The 21,021-nt window shown below is 37.5% G+C and carries 23 protein-coding genes and 1 pseudogene; 19 read left to right on the top strand and 5 right to left on the bottom strand.

Features of this window, described 5'->3' with window-relative positions; translation table 11 throughout:
- The 4 genes from IOC57_RS23755 to IOC57_RS23740 all read left to right on the top strand — a co-directional run.
- The coding region (locus IOC57_RS23755) for a C40 family peptidase (protein ID WP_207441008.1) at nucleotides 1-469 on the top strand (469 nt) is incomplete at its 5' end.
- A 17-nt stretch (nucleotides 470-486) separates the two neighbouring features.
- Nucleotides 487-744 (top strand): hypothetical protein, encoded by a 258-nt coding sequence (locus tag IOC57_RS23750; RefSeq protein WP_207441007.1) that lies wholly within the window; start codon nucleotides 487-489, stop codon nucleotides 742-744.
- Nucleotides 741-1,019, top strand: a complete 279-nt coding sequence (locus tag IOC57_RS23745; protein ID WP_207441006.1) for a hypothetical protein — start codon at nucleotides 741-743, stop codon at nucleotides 1,017-1,019. The genes IOC57_RS23750 and IOC57_RS23745 overlap by 4 nt, the downstream gene beginning before the upstream one ends.
- A gap of 774 nt (nucleotides 1,020-1,793) precedes the next feature.
- Entirely contained in the window at nucleotides 1,794-2,228 is a 435-nt protein-coding gene (locus IOC57_RS23740) for a cell wall hydrolase (protein ID WP_207441005.1), read from the top strand.
- Between the two features lie 192 nt (nucleotides 2,229-2,420).
- Here the strand turns inward: IOC57_RS23740 and IOC57_RS23735 are convergent.
- Nucleotides 2,421-3,786: pseudogene (locus IOC57_RS23735) on the bottom strand (IS3 family transposase).
- 219 nt (nucleotides 3,787-4,005) lie between these two features.
- Here IOC57_RS23735 and IOC57_RS23730 point away from each other — a divergent pair.
- The 11 genes from IOC57_RS23730 (at nucleotide 4,006) to IOC57_RS23680 (ending at nucleotide 12,780) form a co-directional block, all read left to right on the top strand.
- The gene (locus IOC57_RS23730; protein WP_207441004.1) at nucleotides 4,006-5,436 is read left to right on the top strand and encodes an IS4 family transposase; all 1,431 of its coding nucleotides are present in this window, start codon (nucleotides 4,006-4,008) and stop codon (nucleotides 5,434-5,436) included.
- Nucleotides 5,437-6,518: 1,082 nt separating this feature from the next.
- The gene (locus tag IOC57_RS23725; RefSeq protein ID WP_207441003.1) at nucleotides 6,519-6,725 is read left to right on the top strand and encodes a DUF1657 domain-containing protein; all 207 of its coding nucleotides are present in this window, start codon (nucleotides 6,519-6,521) and stop codon (nucleotides 6,723-6,725) included.
- An 81-nt stretch (nucleotides 6,726-6,806) separates the two neighbouring features.
- Nucleotides 6,807-7,271 (top strand): YhcN/YlaJ family sporulation lipoprotein, encoded by a 465-nt coding sequence (locus tag IOC57_RS23720; RefSeq protein WP_207441002.1) that lies wholly within the window; start codon nucleotides 6,807-6,809, stop codon nucleotides 7,269-7,271.
- Nucleotides 7,272-7,292: 21 nt separating this feature from the next.
- Nucleotides 7,293-7,772: a stage V sporulation protein AC gene (spoVAC, locus tag IOC57_RS23715; protein WP_207441001.1), complete on the top strand. Its 480-nt coding sequence runs from the start codon at nucleotides 7,293-7,295 to the stop codon at nucleotides 7,770-7,772.
- Nucleotides 7,772-8,785: a stage V sporulation protein AD gene (spoVAD, locus tag IOC57_RS23710; RefSeq protein ID WP_207441000.1), complete on the top strand. Its 1,014-nt coding sequence runs from the start codon at nucleotides 7,772-7,774 to the stop codon at nucleotides 8,783-8,785. The genes spoVAC and spoVAD overlap by 1 nt, the downstream gene beginning before the upstream one ends.
- Nucleotides 8,786-8,787: 2 nt before the next feature.
- Complete coding sequence (spoVAE, locus tag IOC57_RS23705; RefSeq protein ID WP_207440999.1) at nucleotides 8,788-9,138, top strand: stage V sporulation protein AE; 351 nt, start codon at nucleotides 8,788-8,790, stop codon at nucleotides 9,136-9,138.
- Nucleotides 9,139-9,151: 13 nt separating this feature from the next.
- Complete coding sequence (locus IOC57_RS23700; protein ID WP_207440998.1) at nucleotides 9,152-9,358, top strand: DUF1657 domain-containing protein; 207 nt, start codon at nucleotides 9,152-9,154, stop codon at nucleotides 9,356-9,358.
- Nucleotides 9,359-9,379: 21 nt separating this feature from the next.
- Nucleotides 9,380-10,240, top strand: a complete 861-nt coding sequence (locus IOC57_RS23695) for a DUF421 domain-containing protein (RefSeq protein ID WP_207440997.1) — start codon at nucleotides 9,380-9,382, stop codon at nucleotides 10,238-10,240.
- 148 nt (nucleotides 10,241-10,388) lie between these two features.
- Nucleotides 10,389-10,619: a hypothetical protein gene (locus IOC57_RS23690; protein ID WP_207440996.1), complete on the top strand. Its 231-nt coding sequence runs from the start codon at nucleotides 10,389-10,391 to the stop codon at nucleotides 10,617-10,619.
- Between the two features lie 461 nt (nucleotides 10,620-11,080).
- Nucleotides 11,081-11,755 (top strand): DUF421 domain-containing protein, encoded by a 675-nt coding sequence (locus IOC57_RS23685; protein ID WP_207440995.1) that lies wholly within the window; start codon nucleotides 11,081-11,083, stop codon nucleotides 11,753-11,755.
- A gap of 449 nt (nucleotides 11,756-12,204) precedes the next feature.
- Entirely contained in the window at nucleotides 12,205-12,780 is a 576-nt protein-coding gene (locus tag IOC57_RS23680; protein WP_207440994.1) for a YitT family protein, read from the top strand.
- A gap of 224 nt (nucleotides 12,781-13,004) precedes the next feature.
- Here the strand turns inward: IOC57_RS23680 and IOC57_RS23675 are convergent, their stop codons facing one another.
- Both IOC57_RS23675 and IOC57_RS23670 read right to left on the bottom strand, forming a co-directional pair.
- Nucleotides 13,005-13,688, bottom strand: coding sequence for a DUF421 domain-containing protein (locus IOC57_RS23675; RefSeq protein ID WP_207440993.1), 684 nt, complete (start codon nucleotides 13,686-13,688; stop codon nucleotides 13,005-13,007).
- A gap of 515 nt (nucleotides 13,689-14,203) precedes the next feature.
- Nucleotides 14,204-15,733 carry a phospholipase D-like domain-containing protein gene (locus IOC57_RS23670; protein WP_207440992.1) on the bottom strand — a complete coding sequence of 510 codons (1,530 nt, stop codon included), beginning with the start codon at nucleotides 15,731-15,733 and terminating at the stop codon, nucleotides 14,204-14,206.
- A gap of 266 nt (nucleotides 15,734-15,999) precedes the next feature.
- Between IOC57_RS23670 and IOC57_RS23665 the strand changes: the two genes are divergently transcribed.
- Nucleotides 16,000-16,272 carry a LysM peptidoglycan-binding domain-containing protein gene (locus IOC57_RS23665; RefSeq protein WP_207440991.1) on the top strand — a complete coding sequence of 91 codons (273 nt, stop codon included), beginning with the start codon at nucleotides 16,000-16,002 and terminating at the stop codon, nucleotides 16,270-16,272.
- A gap of 36 nt (nucleotides 16,273-16,308) precedes the next feature.
- Nucleotides 16,309-16,878: a glycoside hydrolase family 18 protein gene (locus IOC57_RS26145; RefSeq protein ID WP_286185149.1), complete on the top strand. Its 570-nt coding sequence runs from the start codon at nucleotides 16,309-16,311 to the stop codon at nucleotides 16,876-16,878.
- A 336-nt stretch (nucleotides 16,879-17,214) separates the two neighbouring features.
- Here the strand turns inward: IOC57_RS26145 and IOC57_RS23655 are convergent, their stop codons facing one another.
- Nucleotides 17,215-18,594 carry a S8 family peptidase gene (locus IOC57_RS23655; protein ID WP_207440990.1) on the bottom strand — a complete coding sequence of 460 codons (1,380 nt, stop codon included), beginning with the start codon at nucleotides 18,592-18,594 and terminating at the stop codon, nucleotides 17,215-17,217.
- Between the two features lie 582 nt (nucleotides 18,595-19,176).
- Between IOC57_RS23655 and IOC57_RS23650 the strand changes: the two genes are divergently transcribed.
- A complete protein-coding gene (locus tag IOC57_RS23650; protein WP_396020882.1) occupies nucleotides 19,177-19,476 on the top strand; it encodes a hypothetical protein in 300 nt (99 codons plus the stop codon).
- 183 nt (nucleotides 19,477-19,659) lie between these two features.
- Here IOC57_RS23650 and IOC57_RS23645 read toward each other — a convergent pair whose 3' ends face one another.
- Nucleotides 19,660-19,929 carry a hypothetical protein gene (locus IOC57_RS23645; protein WP_207441010.1) on the bottom strand — a complete coding sequence of 90 codons (270 nt, stop codon included), beginning with the start codon at nucleotides 19,927-19,929 and terminating at the stop codon, nucleotides 19,660-19,662.
- Between the two features lie 867 nt (nucleotides 19,930-20,796).
- Here IOC57_RS23645 and IOC57_RS23640 point away from each other — a divergent pair.
- Nucleotides 20,797-21,021: DUF1657 domain-containing protein (locus tag IOC57_RS23640; RefSeq protein WP_207440989.1), on the top strand; the 225-nt coding region annotated here is incomplete at its 3' end.

The raw sequence follows: 21,021 nt of genomic DNA, 5'->3' as shown, positions 1-21,021 counted from the left end.
ATGGAGTCGTTACGGTGATGTGAACTACGTTGAGCATGTTATGCGTTATTACAACTCCGGAAACGGCAGTGTGGTTGTCGTGGGCGACGGTACACAATCCTTTAATGTAGAGGAAGTTCATACCATCATGAAAGAATATCTTGGCCGACCGTATGTATGGGGAGGCAGAACGCCAGCAGCAGGAGGATTTGACTGTTCAGGCTTACTGGAATATGCCTTTGCACAGATCGGCATTGATATGTACGGGACAGCTCAATCGCAGTACAACAAAACAAACCCGGTTCCTGAAGACCAAATAAAACCGGGTGACTTCGTTTTTTTCTCCACCTATAAGCCCGGAGCTTCACACGTGGGTATGTATGTTGGGAATGGTCAATTTATCAATGCAAATAGCAGTGGCGGTACTTCTTATTCGTCTGTTGAAGAATGGAAAAACTTATATCCCTTTCTAGGTTTTAGACGGATTTAGAAACGGAGGTGCAGGGCATGGAGCCAACCCAAAAGAAAAATTTCTTATTTTTAATGATTGTATTCGTCGCTGCTGCTTTGGTTATTATGTACGTTTTCAGCTTGCGATCACAGCTGCAGGAAGTCAGAGCCAACCAGGGCAACTATGAAGATCAGATTAAGTCTCTATCCTCTATCGAGAACACGGATGCATTAAAGATAAATCGAGAGTTTCTTGAAAGCTTTTTCACCTATCAAACCACTGCTGAACGATACAAAAAATTGAACCGTTCATGACCGATCAGGGATACAAGGCAACCCATCCTTCCGGAACGGAACTTCCGGATTCGGAAGAATCGGTCAAGTCATCCATGGTAGGCCTGAAGCCTTTTGAATATCAGTCCTCGAAGACAGAAGCTGAATTTTTTAATGAATTCAAGCTCACTACGGAATTTAATAAAGTTGCTGCCACTGACACGGTTATCGTCAAAACATCGCTCATATATGTAAAAGGGCAAGGCTGGAAGGTTGATGATGTTGAGTTTATTGGTCAACTGACTGGGCGTGAGTAAAAATAATACGTTGAAGATAGACAGCGTCTTTTTCTTATTGAGGTAGCACCAATGGCATTAGACCTAATAGAAAGGAGAAATCAAATGAGTTTTCTTGATTTTTATAAAGCACGATTACAAAATAATGTTGGTAAACGATACGAGAAGCGTAAAAACCAAAATATTTTTGCTAGTTATCTCTGTTATTTCAGTAATTTTTTTAATTATTTATAAAACCCTATTTTTTGTGATTCTTAGCGTTTTGCTGTGGGGATTGTTTTTCTTGTTGAAAAAAGCAAATGAAGCACTTAAACGGCAGTCTGAAGAACAATTGAAAAAACTTGAAAAATTAAAGGATCAAAAATAACAATGAAAAAGGGGTACCCCCGTTAAATGCGGATGAAGTATGCAATACAAATATTTCTTCCTCTTTTTTAAGAGTTTCGTGAAAAACTGGCCCAGAATGCCAAGCTTCAAAGAGAATCGGAATCTCGAGGAATTAGGAGGAAACGTAAGAACGTAAATCCGGATTATGGGGCTGTTTTCCCCTTATTTTCCGAACCCAACACGCGTAAATTTCGTCGAATCATACCAATGGTTATGGGTATTGTCTCAATAGAGCCTACTCTATTGAGATTGTGAAGGTTTCTACTTAAACTAACTGGCAGTTTAGTTGAATAAAGGTATAAAAAGAATGCCGTAGTTTTCATTTTACTTAAAAACTAAGCATTCTTATTTTATAAACAAGGACATGAATGTATGCTTTTTTTCATACTGTATTTTGGAGGTGGAAAAATGGCAAGAGTAGCTTACCGAAGTGCAGACATAATGGCAAGGATGATGAGAGCAGAAGCTGAAGGCGAAGGAAAACAAGGAATGCTATATGTTGGAAATGTAATTGTTAACCGTGCTGTAGCAGATTGTCTTGACTTTAATGAATTGAGAACAATTAAACAAGTCATTTTTCAAGTACAAGGAGGAAATTTCTCTTTTGAAGCTGTTCAAAAAGGCAATGTATTTTATCAAAGAGCAAGAGAATCTGAAAGAAGATTAGCAAGACGGAATTTGGAATATTGGAGAGATCACCCAGCGAAATATGCTCTTTGGTACTTTAATCCATATGGTCCGTGTCCTCCAACATGGTACGACCAACCTTTTTCTGGTCAATTTAAAGAACATTGTTTTTATGAACCAGCGCCTGGAACATGTGAAAGTGTTTATAGCAGATGACAAGTTTGCTATTTGAGGCAAGATTCGAATATTTATAAAAACTAAAATAAAACTTTTAGTAATAGTATTTACCCAAGAAAGATTGTAAAATATTACACTTAAACTATCGGGTGCTTTACTTGAACAAGAATCCATAAAAAAAGTCGATTCCTTGAGATGAACTGACCCCCTTAAGTTAGACAGGTTATATCGTTAGGCAGCCTGTTGGGCATGAGCTCGGTATTGTACCGGGCTCATGCCTTTTAATTTTGCCTTGATTCGTTTGTGATTATAGTATTCTATATATTTTGCTAGTTCTTGTTTAAAGTGTTCCACACTTTCAAATTCTTTTAGATAAAGAAGTTCCGATTTCATGATACCAAAGAAATTTTCCATAACAGCGTTATCGTAACAATTCCCTTTGCGAGACATACTTTGCGTAATGCCACGTTCCCTAAGGGCATCACGGAATTGTTTCATTTGATAATGCCAGCCTTGATCTGAATGAATAAGGAGAGTATCGCCGTGCCGTCTGTTAAACGTTCAAAAGCTTGATCTAACATCGTTGAAATGAGTGAGTAGGTTGGTCTTGAACCGATTGTATACGTAATGATTTCTCCATTAAATAAGTCCAATATCGGCGATAAATATAGCTTTTCTCCAAATAATTTAAACTCTGTAATATCCGTAACCCATTTCTCATTTGGTTTTTCAGCTTTGAAATTGCGATCTAAAATATTTTGTGCAATCTTGCCCACAGTTCCTTTGTAAGAGCGATATTTTTTCATACGGACAAGACATTTTAGCCCTAGTTCTTTCATGATACGTTGTACCTTTTTGTGGTTTACTTTGTGTCCTCGATTTCTAAGTTCATCACGAATACGACGGTAACCAAACCGACCTTCATGTTCATCAAAAACAGATTTAATCAACACTTTCAGTTCTGCATCTGGATCAGGACGACCGAAGTTTTTCACCCAATAGTAATACGTGCTACGCGGAATGTCTGCAAGTTGTATAAGTGCTTTCACCGGGAATGCATTCCTTAATTCATAGACTACTTGCGCTTTGTCTTGTTTGGTGATTTTTCCTTGTTTTGAACTAAGGCATTCAACTTTTTTAAATAGGCATTCTCCATACGTAAACGTTCATTCTCCGCCTGTAAAGCCTCTATTGATCCTTCATCGGGTACTTGAGTATTTGATTTCTTATTATTTTTATTTTTCATGGATGGACGCCCCTTTTTCTTTGATTGTAGGGCATCAAATCCTTCTGTTTCATAAGCAACTTTCCATTTTCGAAGCGTTTCATAAGATGGAATATTAAAAATCGCCGCTGTTTTCCTGATAGACGTCCCTTGTTCGTTCATATAATTGAGTACATCTAGTTTAAACTGTGCGGGGTAGGGTGTATAGCGTTTTTCAAAAGCATCATCACCAAAAAGTTCAAATTGTTTAATCCACTGATGAAGTAAACTCGGATGAACACCAATAGATTTAGCAATGGTTTGTCCTCCCTCATTACCATCTATATATTGTCTTACTGCCTGTATTTTTTCTTCTGAAGAAAATCTCGCCATAAAAAACTGCACCTCCAGTTGTTAGTTGTGTCTAACAATTGGGGTGCAGTTCAAGACTGGAAATCGGCTTTTTTTATGGATTGAAACTTCCTTATCGTTGTAAATCCGCATTTTCCTGATGCTACCCCATGCCCATCAAGCTAACGAAACGAATTTCCCCCAAAATAAAAAAAACGTTATTCTTTCAATAAAGTACTCCAAAAGGATGACGTTTTTTTTATGAATCTCTCGCTTTCTGAAGAATTACATCTATTCTCACAAGAATTACAACGCTTTCTATCTCCGATAGTCCTACAAGAAGTCGCCAAACAAGTTGGTTTTGTGCAGCGATCTAGTAAGTATCAAGCAGATGAACTCATCGCCCTTTGCGTTTGGCTCAGTCAAGAAGTCGCTAGTACATCGCTTACGCAACTATGTAGTCGGTTAGAGGCTTCGACGGGCGTACTAATGAGCCAAGAGGGACTCAATCAACGTTTTAATCCAGCAGCTGTCGCATTCCTCCGAGAAGTCTTTACTTCGCTCCTAACACAGAAACTCTGTGCGACACAATCGCTATCTTCACACATGATTTCTGCTTTCGAACGTATTCGGATTTTAGATGCAACTGTGTTTCAGCTACCTGATTCCTTCGCCACTGATTATCAAGGCTCTGGAGGGAGTAGTAATACTGCGGGGGTGAAAATCCAATTGGAATACGATTTACTGAGTGGCCAATTTTTAAACGTGCAGCTAGGGCCAGGGAAAAATAATGACAAAACCTATGGCACGACTTGTCTTGAAAGCGTTGAAGCAGGTGATTTATGCCTGCGTGACTTAGGTTATTTTGACCTACGAGATTTACAAACGATTCATGAGTTGAGAGCCTATTATATATCTCGATTGAAATTAAATACACGTATTTATGTGAAAAATCCTGAACCAGAGTATTTCAAAAACGGTACACTGAAGAAGCAGACCGAATATATTCAGCTCGATATGGCACAGATCATGAAAGAACTGGAATCGGGTGAGACACTTGAAATTTCGGAAGCTTACATTGGCCAGATTCAGAAATTACCGACACGTGTAATCGTCCACCGATTAACGAATGTTCAAACCGAAACACGTCTGAAAAACCAAGCCGTACGTGAGAAAAAGAAAGGCATTGTTATGAAGGACAAGAGTAAGCAGCTAATGGGTATCAACGTATATATCACGAACACACTACCAAAAGAAGTGCCGATGGATTACGTGCACGCTCTGTATTCATTACGTTGGCAGATTGAAATTTTATTTAAAACGTGGAAGTCGTTTTTTGAAATTGATGAGTGTAAGAACGTCAAGAGAGAACGCCTAGAGTGCCATTTATATGGGCAATTAATCGGCATTCTTCTTTGTTCCTCTACCATGTTTCAAATGCGACAGCTCCTGCTGGAAAAGAAAAAACAAGAGCTGAGCGAATACAAAGCGATTTACATGATTAAGGATTACTTTCCGTTACTGTTTCGGGCAATGATAGGTGGCCCAAATGAACTTGTAACGATTCTGCATCGCCTCTATCAACTGCTTAAGAAAAATGGACGTAAATGTCATCGGTATAAGAAGATGACCGTTTTTGATATTCTTGGTGTCGTGTATGAATCAACGATGAAGCAGAAACAAGCTGCCTAGTGAAAAAGAAAAAAATGCCTTTTTTTAGAGGCGTATTTAACATGCCCATTTTTCCAGCAACCGTTATTAACGGAGGCAAAATCGTTGCATAGCTAGGAAATCATATTGTTAGCTTGATGGGCATGGTGTAGCACCGACAATGTTAAAATGTTTGTGAAACTCCAATAACCTCTAAAGTCTAAACCCATAATAAAGTTTGGTATGTTCGTCTAAGACCTCAGGATAACATCTTGGACAGTATTTGCGGTTAAAGTGAAGCGAATCGTTTGGTAACGATGAAAGTTGACCTTTCCAAAAGTATCTTTCACAAAAAGCACATATTCCAATATTCTTCAAAAGAACCACTCCCTTTATAATTTTTATCTTCATAAATAAATTCAATCCATACTATGCTCCGCTATTGTCCTATGACTAGGCATTTATCCTGTTTAAGGAATAGATTCTGCTTAGTTAAGTTAAAGCAGCATGTAACTAAGCAGCACACAGTGCAGACAAAACGCGAAAAACGTACATTATTCACGAAATGTCGGGTACCTCTCTAAAGGATTATTGGGTTGTTACGAATTCCAAACAATGACCTTATGTGATGAGTTTGTTAAGTTTACTATTCTAAAAGATTTGTCTTGAAAATGGGGTCACCGACAAAGGAGTGGTGCTCTATTTTACTAAGGCTTCTTCAATACTAGGAAAGGATAAACCGGGAAAAATTGGTGAAAATACCTTGGGATTCATTCGTCATTAATTTCATTTTAATGTCGACAATAAAAAAAGATTTTTCAAAAGAAGAGGGATGTGTCATGAATTGGAGATAAAAAATGTCGTACAAAAAAGGGTTAAAATAGAATCTTATAATCAACGTCAAATAGAAGAATTAATGGGGATATGGAAACGAGGCTACTATAGAAAAAATGGTACAACTCGCCAAAAGTAAGTAAGTAACCGTGTAACTAGTGTGGTTTGGTTGTGTGGTTCTTATCTTTTAGTGGCACGCGGGGGGGAATGAATAAAATTAGAAAGTATAAAAATCCTCTAATTGACCATTCTGAATACGTGCGATTAAAAAACATAAGGAGGTGTTATTCATGACAGTAATCAATGATGTTAAGACAACTCTTGCAGGATTGAAAAGTGCTCAGGCTAGCTTTGAGACATTTTCTCTGGGTACAGACAATGAACAAGCCAAGCAACTTTATCAAGATGCTGCTAAACAAACACAAACGATTGTTGACAGTCTTACAACAAGAATGGATCAAATTCAACAAGAAGAACCCCAATACAAACAACAATAAGTAATGTAAGAAGAAAGGTTGGTTGAGTGTCAACCAACCTTTTTTACACCTTCAATTAAAGATAAACACAGAGGTGATTTCATGAAATTCAAAATAAACACTTGTCTTTTAGTAGGAATGGTTATCATTTTAGCTTCGGGATGTACCGAAAATCAAAATCAGGTGGGTGATGACAGTGAGGGTTTGAGCATTTCACAAGTACATACAATCAACCCTATCAGCCAATCTGTTGCCAACCGAGCGAAAGTAAAGGTGATGACGGAGGAAGAGACTTGGGATGTGAAGGCAGTGAATACAGATAAGGAGCTGTTAGTAGCGATAAAAGTTGATCAATTTGATCGGTTTCGATTAAAGAAAATTGAAAAGAAAGTAAAATCTGACTTAGAAAAAAGCTTTCCAGATCATAAAGTCCTCGTTTCTACCGATCAAAAAATGTATTTGGAACTGGAACAATTAGAACAAAAACTCCAAAAGGATAACACGAATATGAAGAAATTAGAAAAGGATTTCAATAAAATCAAAACCCTTATGAAGGAACAAACGTAAAGAGAAAGAGCGTGTGTACCCATGTCCAATAGTAAAAAGAAAAAATTAACACCTGTTCAACAGGAGTATCAAGGTATTCAAAAACAAAATGAAATAAAAAGACCAGTCGTTAAAAATTGCATAAAAGCGTTTTTGACGGGTGGACTCATTTGTCTTATTGGTCAGGTCATCCAAACGTTTTATATTACTTATTTTGATTTTACCGACAAAACGGCCGGGAATCCAACAGTGGGAACGTTAGTTTTTATTGCTATGCTTCTTACAGGTTTCGGAGTGTATGATCGAATTGCACAATTTGGAGGAGCCGGGTCAGCTGTACCGGTTACTGGATTCGGAAACGCAGTCATTTCAGCTGCCATTGAACATCGAACCGAAGGGTTTGTGTTAGGTGTAGGGGGAAATATGTTTAAATTAGCCGGTCCCGTGATTGTTTTTGGCGTGTTTTCCGCGTTTGTGATTGCTTTGATTAAAACGATTTTGATACAGTGGGGTGGTTTGTGATGTTAGCAGGTCATCGTACATGGATCTTCGAACAAAAGCCGGTGATTATTTCTACCGGTACAGTTGGAGGACCATTTGAGGCAGATGGAGCGATCGCAGAAGATTTTGATCTTCTACATTCCGATTTATGGCTCGAACAGGATTCCTATGAAAAAGCACATAAAGTCTTTTTTGAAGAAGCTTGTCAAAAAGCAATGGAGAAAGGGGGGATTCAAAAGGAACAGGTTCAGTTTCTCCTCGCAGGAGACCTGATCAACCAGATTACCCCGACAAGTTTCGCGAGCCGAACAATTGGAGCCCCTTATTTTGGATTGTTTGGTGCCTGTTCTACCTCCATGGAAGGATTGGCTCTAGGGGCCTATATTGTCAATACAAACGGTGCCAAATATTTATTAACAGGGGCTTCCAGTCATGATACAGCCGTTGAAAAACAGTTTCGTTATCCAACGGAATACGGTGGACAAAAACCACCTACTGCACAATGGACGGTGACAGGTGCTGGTGCGGCTTTGCTAAGTAATTCCGGGGAAGGACCGCGTGTTACTTCTGCAACAATCGGTCGTGTCATTGATATGGGAATGACCGATCCATTTAATATGGGAGGGGCGATGGCTCCGGCTGCAGTTGATACCATTGAAGCTCATTTAAAGGAACGAAACATTCATCCATCTTATTACGATTTAATCGTCACCGGGGATCTTGGTAAGATTGGACACGCAGCTTCACTTGATTTATTTAAAAAACATGGAACCCCTATCAAGGAAGAGCAATACCAGGATTGTGGGCTGATGATTTACCGGGAGGGACAACCGGTACTAGCAGGAGCTAGTGGTGCGGGGTGTTCAGCAACGGTGGTTTATGGTCATCTATTAAACCGAATGAAAAAAGGTGAATTTAAACGAATGCTAGTGGTGGCAACAGGAGCCTTATTATCCCCCCTATCCTTTCAGCAAAACGAAACGATTCCTTGTATTGCCCATGCGGTATCGATTGAATACGGGGGTGAACAATAGCTATGATTTTTTTCTGGGCTTTTGTCGTAGGTGGTTCGATTTGTGTCATTGGGCAAATTATGTTTGATGTTTTTAAGCTTACACCGGCACATACATTAACTACTCTTGTAGTCGCTGGTGCTATTTTAGATGGCTTCGGGTTATACGAACCACTTATTGATTTTGCTGGGGCAGGAGCTACCGTTCCGATTACAAGCTTTGGGAATTCACTTGTACATGGGGCCATGCAGGAAGCCGAAAAACACGGGTTGGTCGGTGTCCTTACCGGGATGTTCGAGGTGACAAGTTCCGGCATTTCAGCTGCCATCATTTTCGGTGTGTTGGGAGCTTTGATTTTTAAACCAAAGGGATAAGGAGGGTGTTAAGATGACCATTGCATCGGAAGTAAAACAATGTCTTGCCAGTCTCAAAGGCATAGAAGCCAGTTTTTCCAGTTTAGCAGTACGAACTCAAGATGATGAGTCGAAACGTACCCTGCATGAAACCATGATGGTAGTAAACGAGATCGTGAGAGATTTGAAAAAAAGGGTTGGAGAATTGGAGAGAGAGGAATTCCAGTATAAAGGATTTTAAGATAAGAGGAGGTAGTAGATCATGCCTGATTGGTTGGATGTAATTGTTCGTTCCATTTTGTTTCTAATTGTCCTGTTTTTTGTGACAAAATTGCTTGGTAAAAAGCAACTATCACAACTTTCTTTTTTTGAGTATGTCATTGGAATTACAATAGGGAGTATTGGGGCGGAAGTGGTTACGGGTCTTGAACGACAAATCCATTTAGGAATAGTGGGGATTTTAACTTTTGCGGCCATTCCATTTATTGCTGGTTATATTTCGTTGAAAAGTAAATCTTTCCGTACCTTTATTGAAGGAAAAGGGACTGTTTTTATTAAAGATGGAAAAATTATGGAAGATAATTTAAAAAAGGAAAGATACACAACGGACGAGTTGTTGGATTTGCTTCGAAAGAAAGATGTCTATCAGGTTTCTGACGTGGAATTCGCGGTACTAGAGGCAACTGGAGATTTATCCGTACTGTTGAAGAAGGAGAACCAACCTTTAACGGCAAAGGATTTGAACATCGCTGTTTCTTCCGTTAAGGAACCACAGACCGTCATTATGGACGGTGAAATATTGGATGAGCCACTTTCCACTATTGGGAGAAATCGAGGTTGGTTACAAACAGAACTGGAAAAACTAGGGGTTACGATTGAAAATGTTTTTCTTGGGCAGGTAAATTCTTATGGGGAATTAACAGTTGACCTTTTTGATGATCAGCTGCAAGTTCCATCTCCTCAAGAAAGGCCTTTAATTCTGGCAACCATGAAAAAATGCCAAGCGGATTTGGAGTTGTTTGCTCTTGGAACTGAATCAAAAGAAGCGAAGCAGATGTATAGTAAAAATAGTGAAAAATTACAAGAAGCCATTGATAAAGTGGCCCCTATTTTAAAAGGATAATGGTTGTTTCATTTACATGGTGATGCACGATCAAAAAGGATCAGTTTTCACGATACCTTAGTCGAATTTTCAAAAATATACTACATTTTTGAGCTCTTTTGGACACCATAATTTTTGGACAACATAAATACTAAGAAGGTGGTAATGGATGAATAAGCGAATAGGCAAAGGGGTTTATTTAGTATCTTCAGCAGCCTCGTTTTTATGTGCAATGTTGATAGGTTTACATAGTATGTTTTATCCGAATGTAGGCCGTCCGGATTCGGAAGACTGGAAGTGGATGCTTTTTTATTTTGCTAATGGCTTACTTTCACAGTATATTGCCTTGAATTTCTTTAACGATCAAGGCGATCAAAAGAAAAGAGAGGAAAGTAATTAAGTTGTTATATCGTTTTCAAAAAGAAAAAAAGCCTCTCAATAAATGAACTGTACCTCATTGGAAGAACATTTTCTTTCACATAAATATCAAGGAGATGCTCACAAAAATAAACAACGTACGTTGGTTAACTTCCTTATTCAATTTTATCCGCGATAACAGATGGATGTTTGGAAATAGACGTAAAAATAGGGGTAGGATGCTTTCGTTATTAGGTTTAGGAGTCAGAGCTGTTGCGGTTTATGGAATGACAAGAGGACGCAGGAATAAAATAAAACAAACAACCGTACAACCCATCCTAAATAGGTTTAATAATAGATAAATAAAAATTAATATTTTATCTAATCGGTAAAATTAGATCTTGAATTTTTGATTCATTACCCCTGTATTCAAATAGATGGCAAAAAGTTTAAAACCCTTAGTCCGATTTCGGACTAAGGTAAACTTTCTTAGAGGTGTTAGCAGTGTTTATTTTTTTAGTTAAATCAATTTTTATATATATTGTGTTTGTTTTAGCAGTGAAAATTTTAGGGAAATCGGCCCTAGCACAACTTACCCCTCACGATTTTGGAGCCATTCTTTTTTTATCTTATTTAGCTTTTGGGTCTATTAAAATAGAAGGAGTAATGGAGGGGGTTATTGGAATCATTGTTATAACATGCGTCCATCTATTTATATCAAAATTAAGTTTATTAAATTGGTTAAACCCTTTTATTATTGGGAAACCGACTATTCTAATTAAACATAGCAAAATTATATATAAAAATTTAAGGAAAAGTAGATATCCTTTAGCTGAACTATTATCGAATCTAAGAACATCAGGATACCCAGATATTCAGAATATTGAATATGCGATTTTGGAAGCAACTGGTGAAATTAGCATTTTACCTAAGGAAGAGTTAGTTCCTATTACTCCAAAGCATTTACATATGAAAGTGAAATACCATGGATTACCTATTGCCGTTGTGATTGAAGGGAAAGTTCAAAAGTATAATTTAAAATTAATCAACAAGAACGAAGAGTGGTTAAAGCAGGAACTAAAGGCAAAAGGATATCATCAAATCAAAGATATATTTTACGCTTCTGTTAGAGATACCGACAATTCATTAACAGTTAATACAATTGATGTTAACGACTAATCCAAGTAGTTTGTTTGCTTCCTTCCCGCCTCTATGTTTTATAATCTCACGAAAAGACTAAGATCGAATGACAGTACATCTCTTTTTAGGTTATACATGCACGAAAAACGAAGTAGTTAAAATAAGCCTTGAATTTTCCGAGAGGAGGGATGTTTTAAAAACAGAGGAACAAAATACTACCCTGATTATTTGGTGGAATGGTGTAATTACATTTATTTCTTTAGGAAAGTAGGAAACCGATGTTTTTAGAACTCTTTGATATAAAAACCTTAGAGGAATGGGAAGAATCATGCCGCGAATTAAAAGAAAAATTACAGTAAAAGGGACTCTCATGACTTGTAGACAGTTAAAAGGCTTATATGAACAGTGGGAATTGCTATACAGAACTCGTTACAAATCTTATCCTCCTTCTGAAATAACATGCTTGTACATATATTAACGGTAAACAAATGAAGGTGATTTATATTTTTCAGAAAGCAGCGGCTATACTTATAGGTAGTCTATTATTGAGTATAGGAATAAACGGTTTTTTAATACCCCATCATTTGTTAGACGGAGGGATTACGGGAATTGCTCTTATCCTACATTATTACTTTGATTTTCCTACAGGTTTAGCTATGTTTCTTTTAAGCATCCCTCTATGCATATACGCGTGGATCTATGAACGAACATTCTTTTATAATAGCTTTCTAGGATTGATTGTTGCTTCTATATTCATTGATTGGCTAGCGCCTTTAAGAAACCAATTTTCCCTACCTATTTTTTCGAGTATGTTACTAGGAGGGGGATTGATTGGAATAGGAGTAGGGATCATGCTTCGATATGAAGCAAGTACCGGAGGAACCGACTTGTTAGCCCAATTTATTTCGAAAGCTTTTTCCATAAATATAGGGGTTGTTATTTTCATGATAGATGGTCTAATTGTAACAGCGGCGTTTAATACGTTAGAGTTAAAAGCATTCCTTTTTTCTTTCTTAACTATTTGTATTATTGGAATGATTACTTCTTTGATGGCTAGGAGATAAAAAGATGCATGGACATTATTTCTCGTTTGAACATAATGGTGTATCGTAGTTGTGTTATCTCGTTCACCGTATTTTTGTTGGTCTTACACGGTTATCGTATTTTGGCGGAAGCGATTAGCAACTTGGGTATGGTTTATATTACCTTTTATCGGAGTTATAAAATTGTTTAGATTTTAAGTTACAGTTACGTGTTTTAGGTATTCAGGTTTTAAAATGAAGAAGTTTTATCTGGGACTTATATGTATGCCTTCACTCTCAAGCCAATCTGCGTAGAGTATACGCTTTTCATTATCATATCCATTGGCAGTTAATTGGTTATCTAACCACTGTTGATCAAATCCGAGTTCATGTAAATTATCCCATGAAATTTCCCCATCTATAATTAACGATGTTGGGAGGTCTACTGGACTTTCTGAAAGATTGAGATCTTGCTTGTCTGGTTTTTGATACTTGGATTTTAATAATATACTTATTTGCCCATTAGCTTCCAGTATACCGTATTTGACTTCGCGAACTGAAAAAACATTATTTTGTCGAAGCAAACTCAATACTTGATTTACATCCAATTTGTTCTTTTTAAGTAACTTTCGGTCCATGCCACCATCCCGAATGATGATGTTAGGATTGCCTAATAAGAGAGAACGTGTCGATTTATTTTTTAGAGTTATAAACTCTATACCTAACATGAGAAGCGTCCACAATCCGATTGCATATAAAAAATGGAAAGTCCTTACCTTATCTTCATAAATGGTATTTCCTAAAAAATCCCCAAGCACTAACACAAAAACTAAGTGAAACGGGGTTAATTGATAGATGGATGTTCTGCCTGTTATGATAATGATAAAAAATAAAGTGCCAAAACCTACCACAACTTTGATCGTCAGTAACCAAATATTAACTTCTTCCAAGGCATTTTTCCTCCCGTTTAAATTGTACTTTTTCTGAGTCCCATAATCAAATTATGGCTAATGTATCAAATTTTTTTAGTAGTGCGGAGGTTGTTTTTAGATGAAAATATTACGAATTTTTTTATATCGGCAACACATTAGAAGGAAAGAACTGTTTAACTAAGAAATTGAGTTATCCCTTAAAATGGTTGGAACTGTATATTCAATGCTTATCTTCTAATAAACGTATTTCATTTAGATTTTTAAATATATCATCTATTGATATCACTCCTATATTTAAATTAAAAGTATTTTTACAAACAGATATTTTTGTAAAAATAAAAACGATTCTAACTATTAGCGCCACCTTTTTTTATTATTACCATTTTCCGGTGATTTATTTTCATCGTAAATAAGAAAAAAACGTGCTAGAAGTTTTTAACACGAGTTTACGACTTTTTTCAACAATTCAGTAATATTTAAAAACGGTGTAAACTTCTAAATCTACATTTAGAATAGAACAAGAAAAACAGGATTTATAACAATGGAGAAAGCAGACGAGCTCCTTGCTCAATAATACGCTGTGAAAGGGAACGCTTCAGCAAATCTTCTATGTGCAACGACACAGAATCAGTAAGATCGTATTCGAATTGCTGTGTGAGTTCCCTCGCCACATGAGCACTGTACAAGACTTGACACACTTCATAATTCAGACGGAAACTTCTCATGTCATAGTTTGCAGCGCCTACTTCTGCAATTTCCTCATCAATGATCATCAGCTTCGCATGCAACATTCCTTTGTCGTACTGGTAGATATGGACTCCAGCTTCTATAAGTTCCCCGTAATAGGTACGGCTTGCAAGGCCCACGATTTTTTGATCAATGTGGCGAGGAACCAGCAACCTTACGCGCACACCACGAGCCACCGCTGTCTTTAATGCCATGATAATATCTGTTTCTGGTACAAAGTAGGGTGTTGTTATATCAATCGTCTTGGTCGCCTGTGTTATACATATAAAGTAAGCTTGCCGAATGACTGGAGTAGGAATACCAGGATTTCCTTCCAACGTATGGATGTACGCTTTTTGCAATGTCCCTGTCTTTGGGGATTTGTCTTTCTCTTTACCATCTAAGGCACTCAATTCAGATCCCCATTCGGCAGACCATCTCAAAAGATCTACGCTACTGGTTGGATTGATTTCCTGTGATTTATTTTTGGGGAATTTAGTGGGCTTTTTCGCTATCTCAGATTTTGTTTTCCAACTTGTTTTCGACTTTATCCGTTCCGGCAAAGCGATATTCCAATGAACGTCGAAGACAGTCTGCAAATCAGCTGTTGCTTCCCCTATAATTTGCAAATGAGTGTCCCGCCAGAATCCTACGTCTGGCTTTAATCCTGTATATTCATATCCCACGTTTATACCACCAGTAAAAGATACCTTTCCGTCGATGGTGACAATCTTACAATGATCTCGGTAATTCCAATTGGACATAATCCAGGGAAAGCGTAAAGGAAATATTGTCCGGCATTCTATCCCTGCTTCTACCATCTGAAGGATTTTTTGACGCGGGAATTTTTTACTCCCCCAACCATCTCTAATAAAACGAACCCGGACTCCGTTTACTGATTTTTCAATCAGCAGTTCTGTGATGCGATTACCAATTTGGTCATTCCGATAGATGTAATATTCCAGATCAATTGTTTTTTGGGCTTTTTGTAGGGATTCGATTAGTTGTTCATATTTTGCTATTCCATTATTTAGTACTTGAACTTTGCCGACTCGAAGCCCATGAACAGTGAAATGCCGTAAAGCATCAGCGATTACCGATGCTGAATCACTATATGTATCAGGCAATTTATCAGACTTATTATGAGAAGAGGTTAATCTTTTCCGATGAATAAGCTTAGGATTTGATATGCTAAGATATAGCCAGAAGCCAATGACAGGCAAAATAAGGACGATTGTTATCCAATTTAAAGCTTTGGCAGGACGACGAACTTCCCAAATTGCTATGAATAACATAAAGAACGTATTTAACAGGTACAGACTATAGATCCACTCCAAGTGAAATCACTCCCTTGTTTTTCTCTTAATATGTACAACCTGTGTAGCGAGTATACGTTTAGAATACGAAGGAATTGTTTAGATATATATGATGGGCTCACCTTTTGGGGAACAATTATAAGCTAGAAGAGTGAAAAACTCAGAATTATGGAATACCGAACGCCATGAAGCATAAAAGGGCTTTACAGGAATAAAATGAATGGAATACTATGAAGGAAAGTGGGGCCGTGCATGTGAAAATCCATGTGGTGAATAGGGGGGATTCCTTGTGGAGGATTTCCCAGCAATCTGGTGTCAGCACCAACCGAGTTGTTAGGATCAATAGCCTTGAAAATTCCGATAAGCTAGTGATTGGCCTAGCACTTTTAATTCCTGAACCTTATCTTCAGTACAGAGTTCTGCCAGGGAATACTATCCAAAAAATCGCGAATCAGTTTGGAACAACCATACAGGAAATCATGCAAACGAATCACCTCACAAATCCTTCTACTATCTATACAGGCCAAAGACTTACCATTCCGGTCTTTATCATACAGTAAGGGAACGAGATACCCTTTATGACATAGCAAGACGTTATGGAACGACTGTTCAAGGATTATGCAGACCAATCGAATTACAGACCCCCTTCTAATATTTATCCCGGTCAGATATTAAAGATTCCCCAAAAACTGAAAACCACCATTGATGTGAATGATTTTACAAACGTGTATGGGCAAGCCGGTGCGGAGCAGGTACGTGAGGTAGCCTACGATTTGACATACGTAAGTCCATTTGATTATAGAATGAGGCAAGATGGAAGCTTGGAAGTCATTGATGACAACCCGACCATACAAGCGGCGCATTCGACTAGGGTTGTTCCCGTGATGTGCATAACGAATTTTTCCGCTATAGAAGCGGGAACACAGCTTGCACATACGATTCTTTCTGATTTAAGTTTAGTGGAAAAATTATTGACCAACGTCATAAATACTATGAGAAATAAAGGTTACCGTGGATTGAATATAGATTTCGAAAGTGTAGCACCAGAGGACCGCGATTTCTACAATCGCTTTCTCCAAAGGGCAGGGGATCGATTGCATCCTGAAGGCTATTTTGTGTCTTCCTCCTTGCCCCAAAAACTAGCTCCGATCAAAAGGGATTATTAGTTAAAGCATATGATTACCCTGTGCACGGACAGCTTCTCGACTTCGTTGTGCTGATGACATATGAATGGGGTTACCAAAAGGGACCGCCACAGGCTATCTCTCCCATTAATCAAATCAAGCGTGTCCTTAACTATACAGTTACAGTGATTCCAACAAACAAAATCTTAATGGGCTTTCAAATTTATGCACGTGACTGGCTTGTTCCTCAGAATTGGGAACTACTTGGGACACATTTATTGTACGGAAATTGTAGGGTGTTTTTTAACAGCAAAAGGCAGTCCTAAAGGTTCATTGCCTTTTGCCTGGCATGGGGTCTACAGGGTGAGAGTTTTCCGATTATTGAATTTGGGCAGCTTCCAGTGCATTCTTTACATCAATTAAGCCACTGCCGAAATCGCTATCAGCTCCAGGGATTCCCAGGTCATAAGCAGTATTCTTAATAATGTCAATTACTTCTCTATTAGTTAAATCAGGGTTCGCAGAGAGTAAAAGGCCTGCTAGTCCCGCTGCATGAGGCGAAGCCATAGATGTGCCTGACAGGGCTGCATATTGCTGGTTAAAATAGGTACTAGAAATTTGGACACCAGGAGCTGTGACATCAATATAATCTCCATAATTTGAAAATGGGGCACGTTGTCCCGTGTAACTTACGGCGGCGACACTTAGAACCTCAGGATAGACAGCTGGATAGCTCGGTTGGCTGGTATTTTCGTTTCCGGCAGCAGCAATCAGGACGACGTTATGATCGTAGGCATAGTCAACTGATTCTTTCAACAAGGAAGAGGGCTGATAGTTGCCTAAACTCAGATTGATTACATCTGCTCCATGATCCACTGCCCAAATAATCCCTTTTGCTACATCAAAGGTCGTCCCATACCCTTCAGCACTCATTGCTTTAACAGGCATTATTTTGTTATACCAGGTGATGCCAGCAACGCCTTCTCGGTTGTTTGTTTCCGATGCAATGATTCCGGCGACATGGGTGCCATGGCCGTTGTCATCATCAGGGAAATCGTTATTCTCTAGTACATTGTATCCGTTTGTTAAACGTCTTCTCAAATCAGGATGGTTTAGATCAACGCCGCTGTCTACAACAGCAATAATAATATGTTCATCCCCTCTTGTAATATCCCAGCCTGCTTCTGTGTGAATGACTGGCAGGTTCCATTGATATTGTTCGTGGTACAGTAAATCATTAGGAAATTCAACTTGATTTTGCAGATAAAGATAATTGGGTTCAGCAAATTCAACATTAGTCCGTTCGTTAAAATATTCAATCAGTTCCAAAGTCGTAAACTCATTGGAATGAAAAGCAATCGTCGAATTCAGATTTTTAATGATATTGCCATTTATCTCCCTTACCATCCGATTTAAATCCTGCGTCGTTGGATGAATCTTGAACTTGACGGTTACTTCGTTCTTAATATAATGGCTCTCATTTTTTTCATTGTGTTTAATGAGAAAAACGGAAGGATCATTTCTTAAGTGATTCTTTATGGTTTCACCCATGGAAAGGCTGTTTATTTGAAGAACATTTCTTTCGTTTTCAACATTTTGGACTCTGGTAATAGGGGGATTAAATCTGTTGTTGACAGTTTCCGTTTCATTTTCCTGATTCTGTGTGTTTCTTGTATTTTGGAACAGAAATAGTAACCCGATGGATAAAAGAAAAAGTATGGAAACAGTAACCAATAAGGACCTTGGTATTTTTCTCATGAGACACCCCTAAATCATTTTATTATTAGCTTGTTGTTGTTGCAGGAATTTTAACGATGGGAATGGGTGGAAAAACAAAAAGGGGTTTCGTTTTACTTTGCTATATAGGGCTAAAAGGTTCCTTTTCGTCCTAATTGGGTAAAACGACCAAAAGACTTCACCTGTAACATAATTTAAGATTCCAAGAAGCTTAACGCTTTTTACGGTTTAATAATTTCCTAGAAATTTGGTATCTTCTAATTTAGGGGGTGGGTAGGCAAATGTCTATTATTGGGAAATTGAGGAACATAAGATAAAACTGAATATACTCAATATAAGAAAGGAAGTTAAAAGTGGTCTCTTCAGTTATCTCAACAATCAAAATAAAGTCAAACTGAAAAAACGCTGACCATGATCAGCGTTTTTTCATATGCTTTTGTTATGCAGAAAATCCTATATCGACTTTTAGGCTACCATATTTTTGAGTTTTCGTATTACATAACAATGTGCAACAGAATTGTATTAAATAGGATACTTGCCCAAGAATCGAGACAGGTAATCGCATATCTTTATTACATAAAAAATGAAATGAGGACTGTTTTTATGAATGAAGACATGCAATTGTCTCCTATAGAAAACGAAATAAAGCAATCTGACACAAGAATTTTTGGGAGAAGACCAATTAGGTTTGTTAGACCTTACTTTGTTAGACCGTTTTTTTGGAGGCCTTTTTTTGGAGGAGTATTGGGAGGAGTATTAGGTGGATTATTGGCTGGTGCATTATTGAGTAGATATAGATATTATCCTTATCCATACTACCCATACCCATACCCATACCCTCCTTATCCGTACTATCCATTGGCATACCCTTTTTATTCATACTCTCCAGTGTATTATTATTAATTATTTTAGCTCTCTATCCTCTCCATACAGAGCTAGTCTCCATAATACTGGGGATTAAGATTTATCACATTGGAAAAGTCACTCTTTTTTTAGGATATATCATTAAGTTCAATTTGAAACATACAAAACACTGTTTGAAAACAAACGGTGTTGAAACTTATTGCTGTATACCTATTTTAATCTTTATTCATCTAAATTATCTGGATCGTTTACATCTTTAGGATCTTCAATTGGTTCTTCTGTATCAGGCACTAAATCAGTTTCATCATCTTTATTTTCATCTTTATTATCCGGATCATTTGCATCTTTAGGATCTTCAATTGGTTCTTCTGTATCAGGCACTAAATCAGGCACTAAATCAGTTTCATCATCTTTATTTTCATCTTTACTATCCGGGTCATTTGCATCTTTAGGATCTTCAATTGGTTCTTCTGTATCAGGACCTACATCCACTTCAGGTGGTGGATTATTATCATCTTCTACATTGAAACTCTCGCAAAAATTTTATATTGAAATATATGGATGAAGATGTGTTTCATAGTATTTACAGAATAACTCCTATGAACTTTAATGAGCCTTAACCGGGGTGACTTATACAACATCATCGTGGAAAGTTCTGTGATTGAAGATAAAGTTGGTGCTGTAAGTTACAGTGTTCGTATAAAAAGGTGGAAAGTAGAAGATATTATTAAAAGTGAAAAACCAATAGAGAGGACGATAAAAATGAATTTTAAGTGGGTAAGGCTATTACGTTTTCTTCCTTCCGAGGGATTGGGATCTTTTGTCTTTCCATTGATTTTTTCTTCTTTCGGAATATTTCTCTTAATAAATTTCCCATTGGCTGAAGCATTGACCCTAGTACAATTCTTTTAAATCATGAAGCGACCAGTTTAAAAAACCCGTCACTTTTTTAACTTAACAACTTTTTAACTTAACAACATTAATATTCAGGCCCTTACTCACCAAACAGTAGGGGCCTATATGTATGATTTTCAAAATTTCCCTTTTAAAAAGAATTTAGAGGATCTATTTATTATCGAAAAGTATAAATCATAAAAAAAACGGGAAGGTGTCAGGCATTGGAGATAAAAAATGTAATACAGAAAAGTTTTAAAAGGCAATCTGACAGTCAACGTCAAATAGAGGAATTGATGGGGATAGGGAAACTAGGCTACTATTAAAGAAATGGTGCCATTCGTCAAAAATAATTACATAACTGTGGGTTTTTGGTCATTTAAAAACAGAAAAATTGGAATGAATAAAAAATCTTCTTATTCATCATTCTAAAAAAGGTTAAAAAAACATAAGGAGGCGTTATTCATGACAGTAATCAATGACGTTAAGAAAACTCTTGCAGGATTGAAAAGTGCGCAGGCGAGCTTTGAGACATTTTCTCTTGGTACAGACAATGAACAAGCCAAGCAACTTTACCAAAATGCTGCTCAACAAACACAATCACTTGTTGAGAGTATTGAACCACGTGTTCAACAAATTATACAAGAAGAACCGCAATATGCTCAAGATGGAAGCCAAGCTTCCCAAGGC

The organism is Bacillus sp. SD075, from assembly GCF_017355165.1.
Lineage (GTDB): Bacteria > Bacillota > Bacilli > Bacillales > DSM-1321 > Peribacillus.
This window is presented reverse-complemented; position numbering and strand designations above follow the sequence as displayed.

Coding starts and splice junctions, on each gene's coding strand:
- IOC57_RS23650 (WP_396020882.1), top strand. CDS start 19,177: ATGAATGAAGACATGCAATTGTCTCCTATAGAAAACGAAATAAAGCAA.
- IOC57_RS23695 (WP_207440997.1), top strand. CDS start 9,380: ATGCCTGATTGGTTGGATGTAATTGTTCGTTCCATTTTGTTTCTAATT.
- spoVAC (WP_207441001.1), top strand. CDS start 7,293: ATGTCCAATAGTAAAAAGAAAAAATTAACACCTGTTCAACAGGAGTAT.
- IOC57_RS23690 (WP_207440996.1), top strand. CDS start 10,389: ATGAATAAGCGAATAGGCAAAGGGGTTTATTTAGTATCTTCAGCAGCC.
- IOC57_RS23745 (WP_207441006.1), top strand. CDS start 741: ATGACCGATCAGGGATACAAGGCAACCCATCCTTCCGGAACGGAACTT.
- IOC57_RS26145 (WP_286185149.1), top strand. CDS start 16,309: ATGGAACGACTGTTCAAGGATTATGCAGACCAATCGAATTACAGACCC.
- IOC57_RS23730 (WP_207441004.1), top strand. CDS start 4,006: ATGAATCTCTCGCTTTCTGAAGAATTACATCTATTCTCACAAGAATTA.
- IOC57_RS23655 (WP_207440990.1), bottom strand. CDS start 18,594: ATGAGAAAAATACCAAGGTCCTTATTGGTTACTGTTTCCATACTTTTT.
- IOC57_RS23720 (WP_207441002.1), top strand. CDS start 6,807: ATGAAATTCAAAATAAACACTTGTCTTTTAGTAGGAATGGTTATCATT.
- spoVAE (WP_207440999.1), top strand. CDS start 8,788: ATGATTTTTTTCTGGGCTTTTGTCGTAGGTGGTTCGATTTGTGTCATT.
- IOC57_RS23700 (WP_207440998.1), top strand. CDS start 9,152: ATGACCATTGCATCGGAAGTAAAACAATGTCTTGCCAGTCTCAAAGGC.
- IOC57_RS23740 (WP_207441005.1), top strand. CDS start 1,794: ATGGCAAGAGTAGCTTACCGAAGTGCAGACATAATGGCAAGGATGATG.
- IOC57_RS23725 (WP_207441003.1), top strand. CDS start 6,519: ATGACAGTAATCAATGATGTTAAGACAACTCTTGCAGGATTGAAAAGT.
- spoVAD (WP_207441000.1), top strand. CDS start 7,772: ATGTTAGCAGGTCATCGTACATGGATCTTCGAACAAAAGCCGGTGATT.
- IOC57_RS23680 (WP_207440994.1), top strand. CDS start 12,205: ATGAAGGTGATTTATATTTTTCAGAAAGCAGCGGCTATACTTATAGGT.
- IOC57_RS23750 (WP_207441007.1), top strand. CDS start 487: ATGGAGCCAACCCAAAAGAAAAATTTCTTATTTTTAATGATTGTATTC.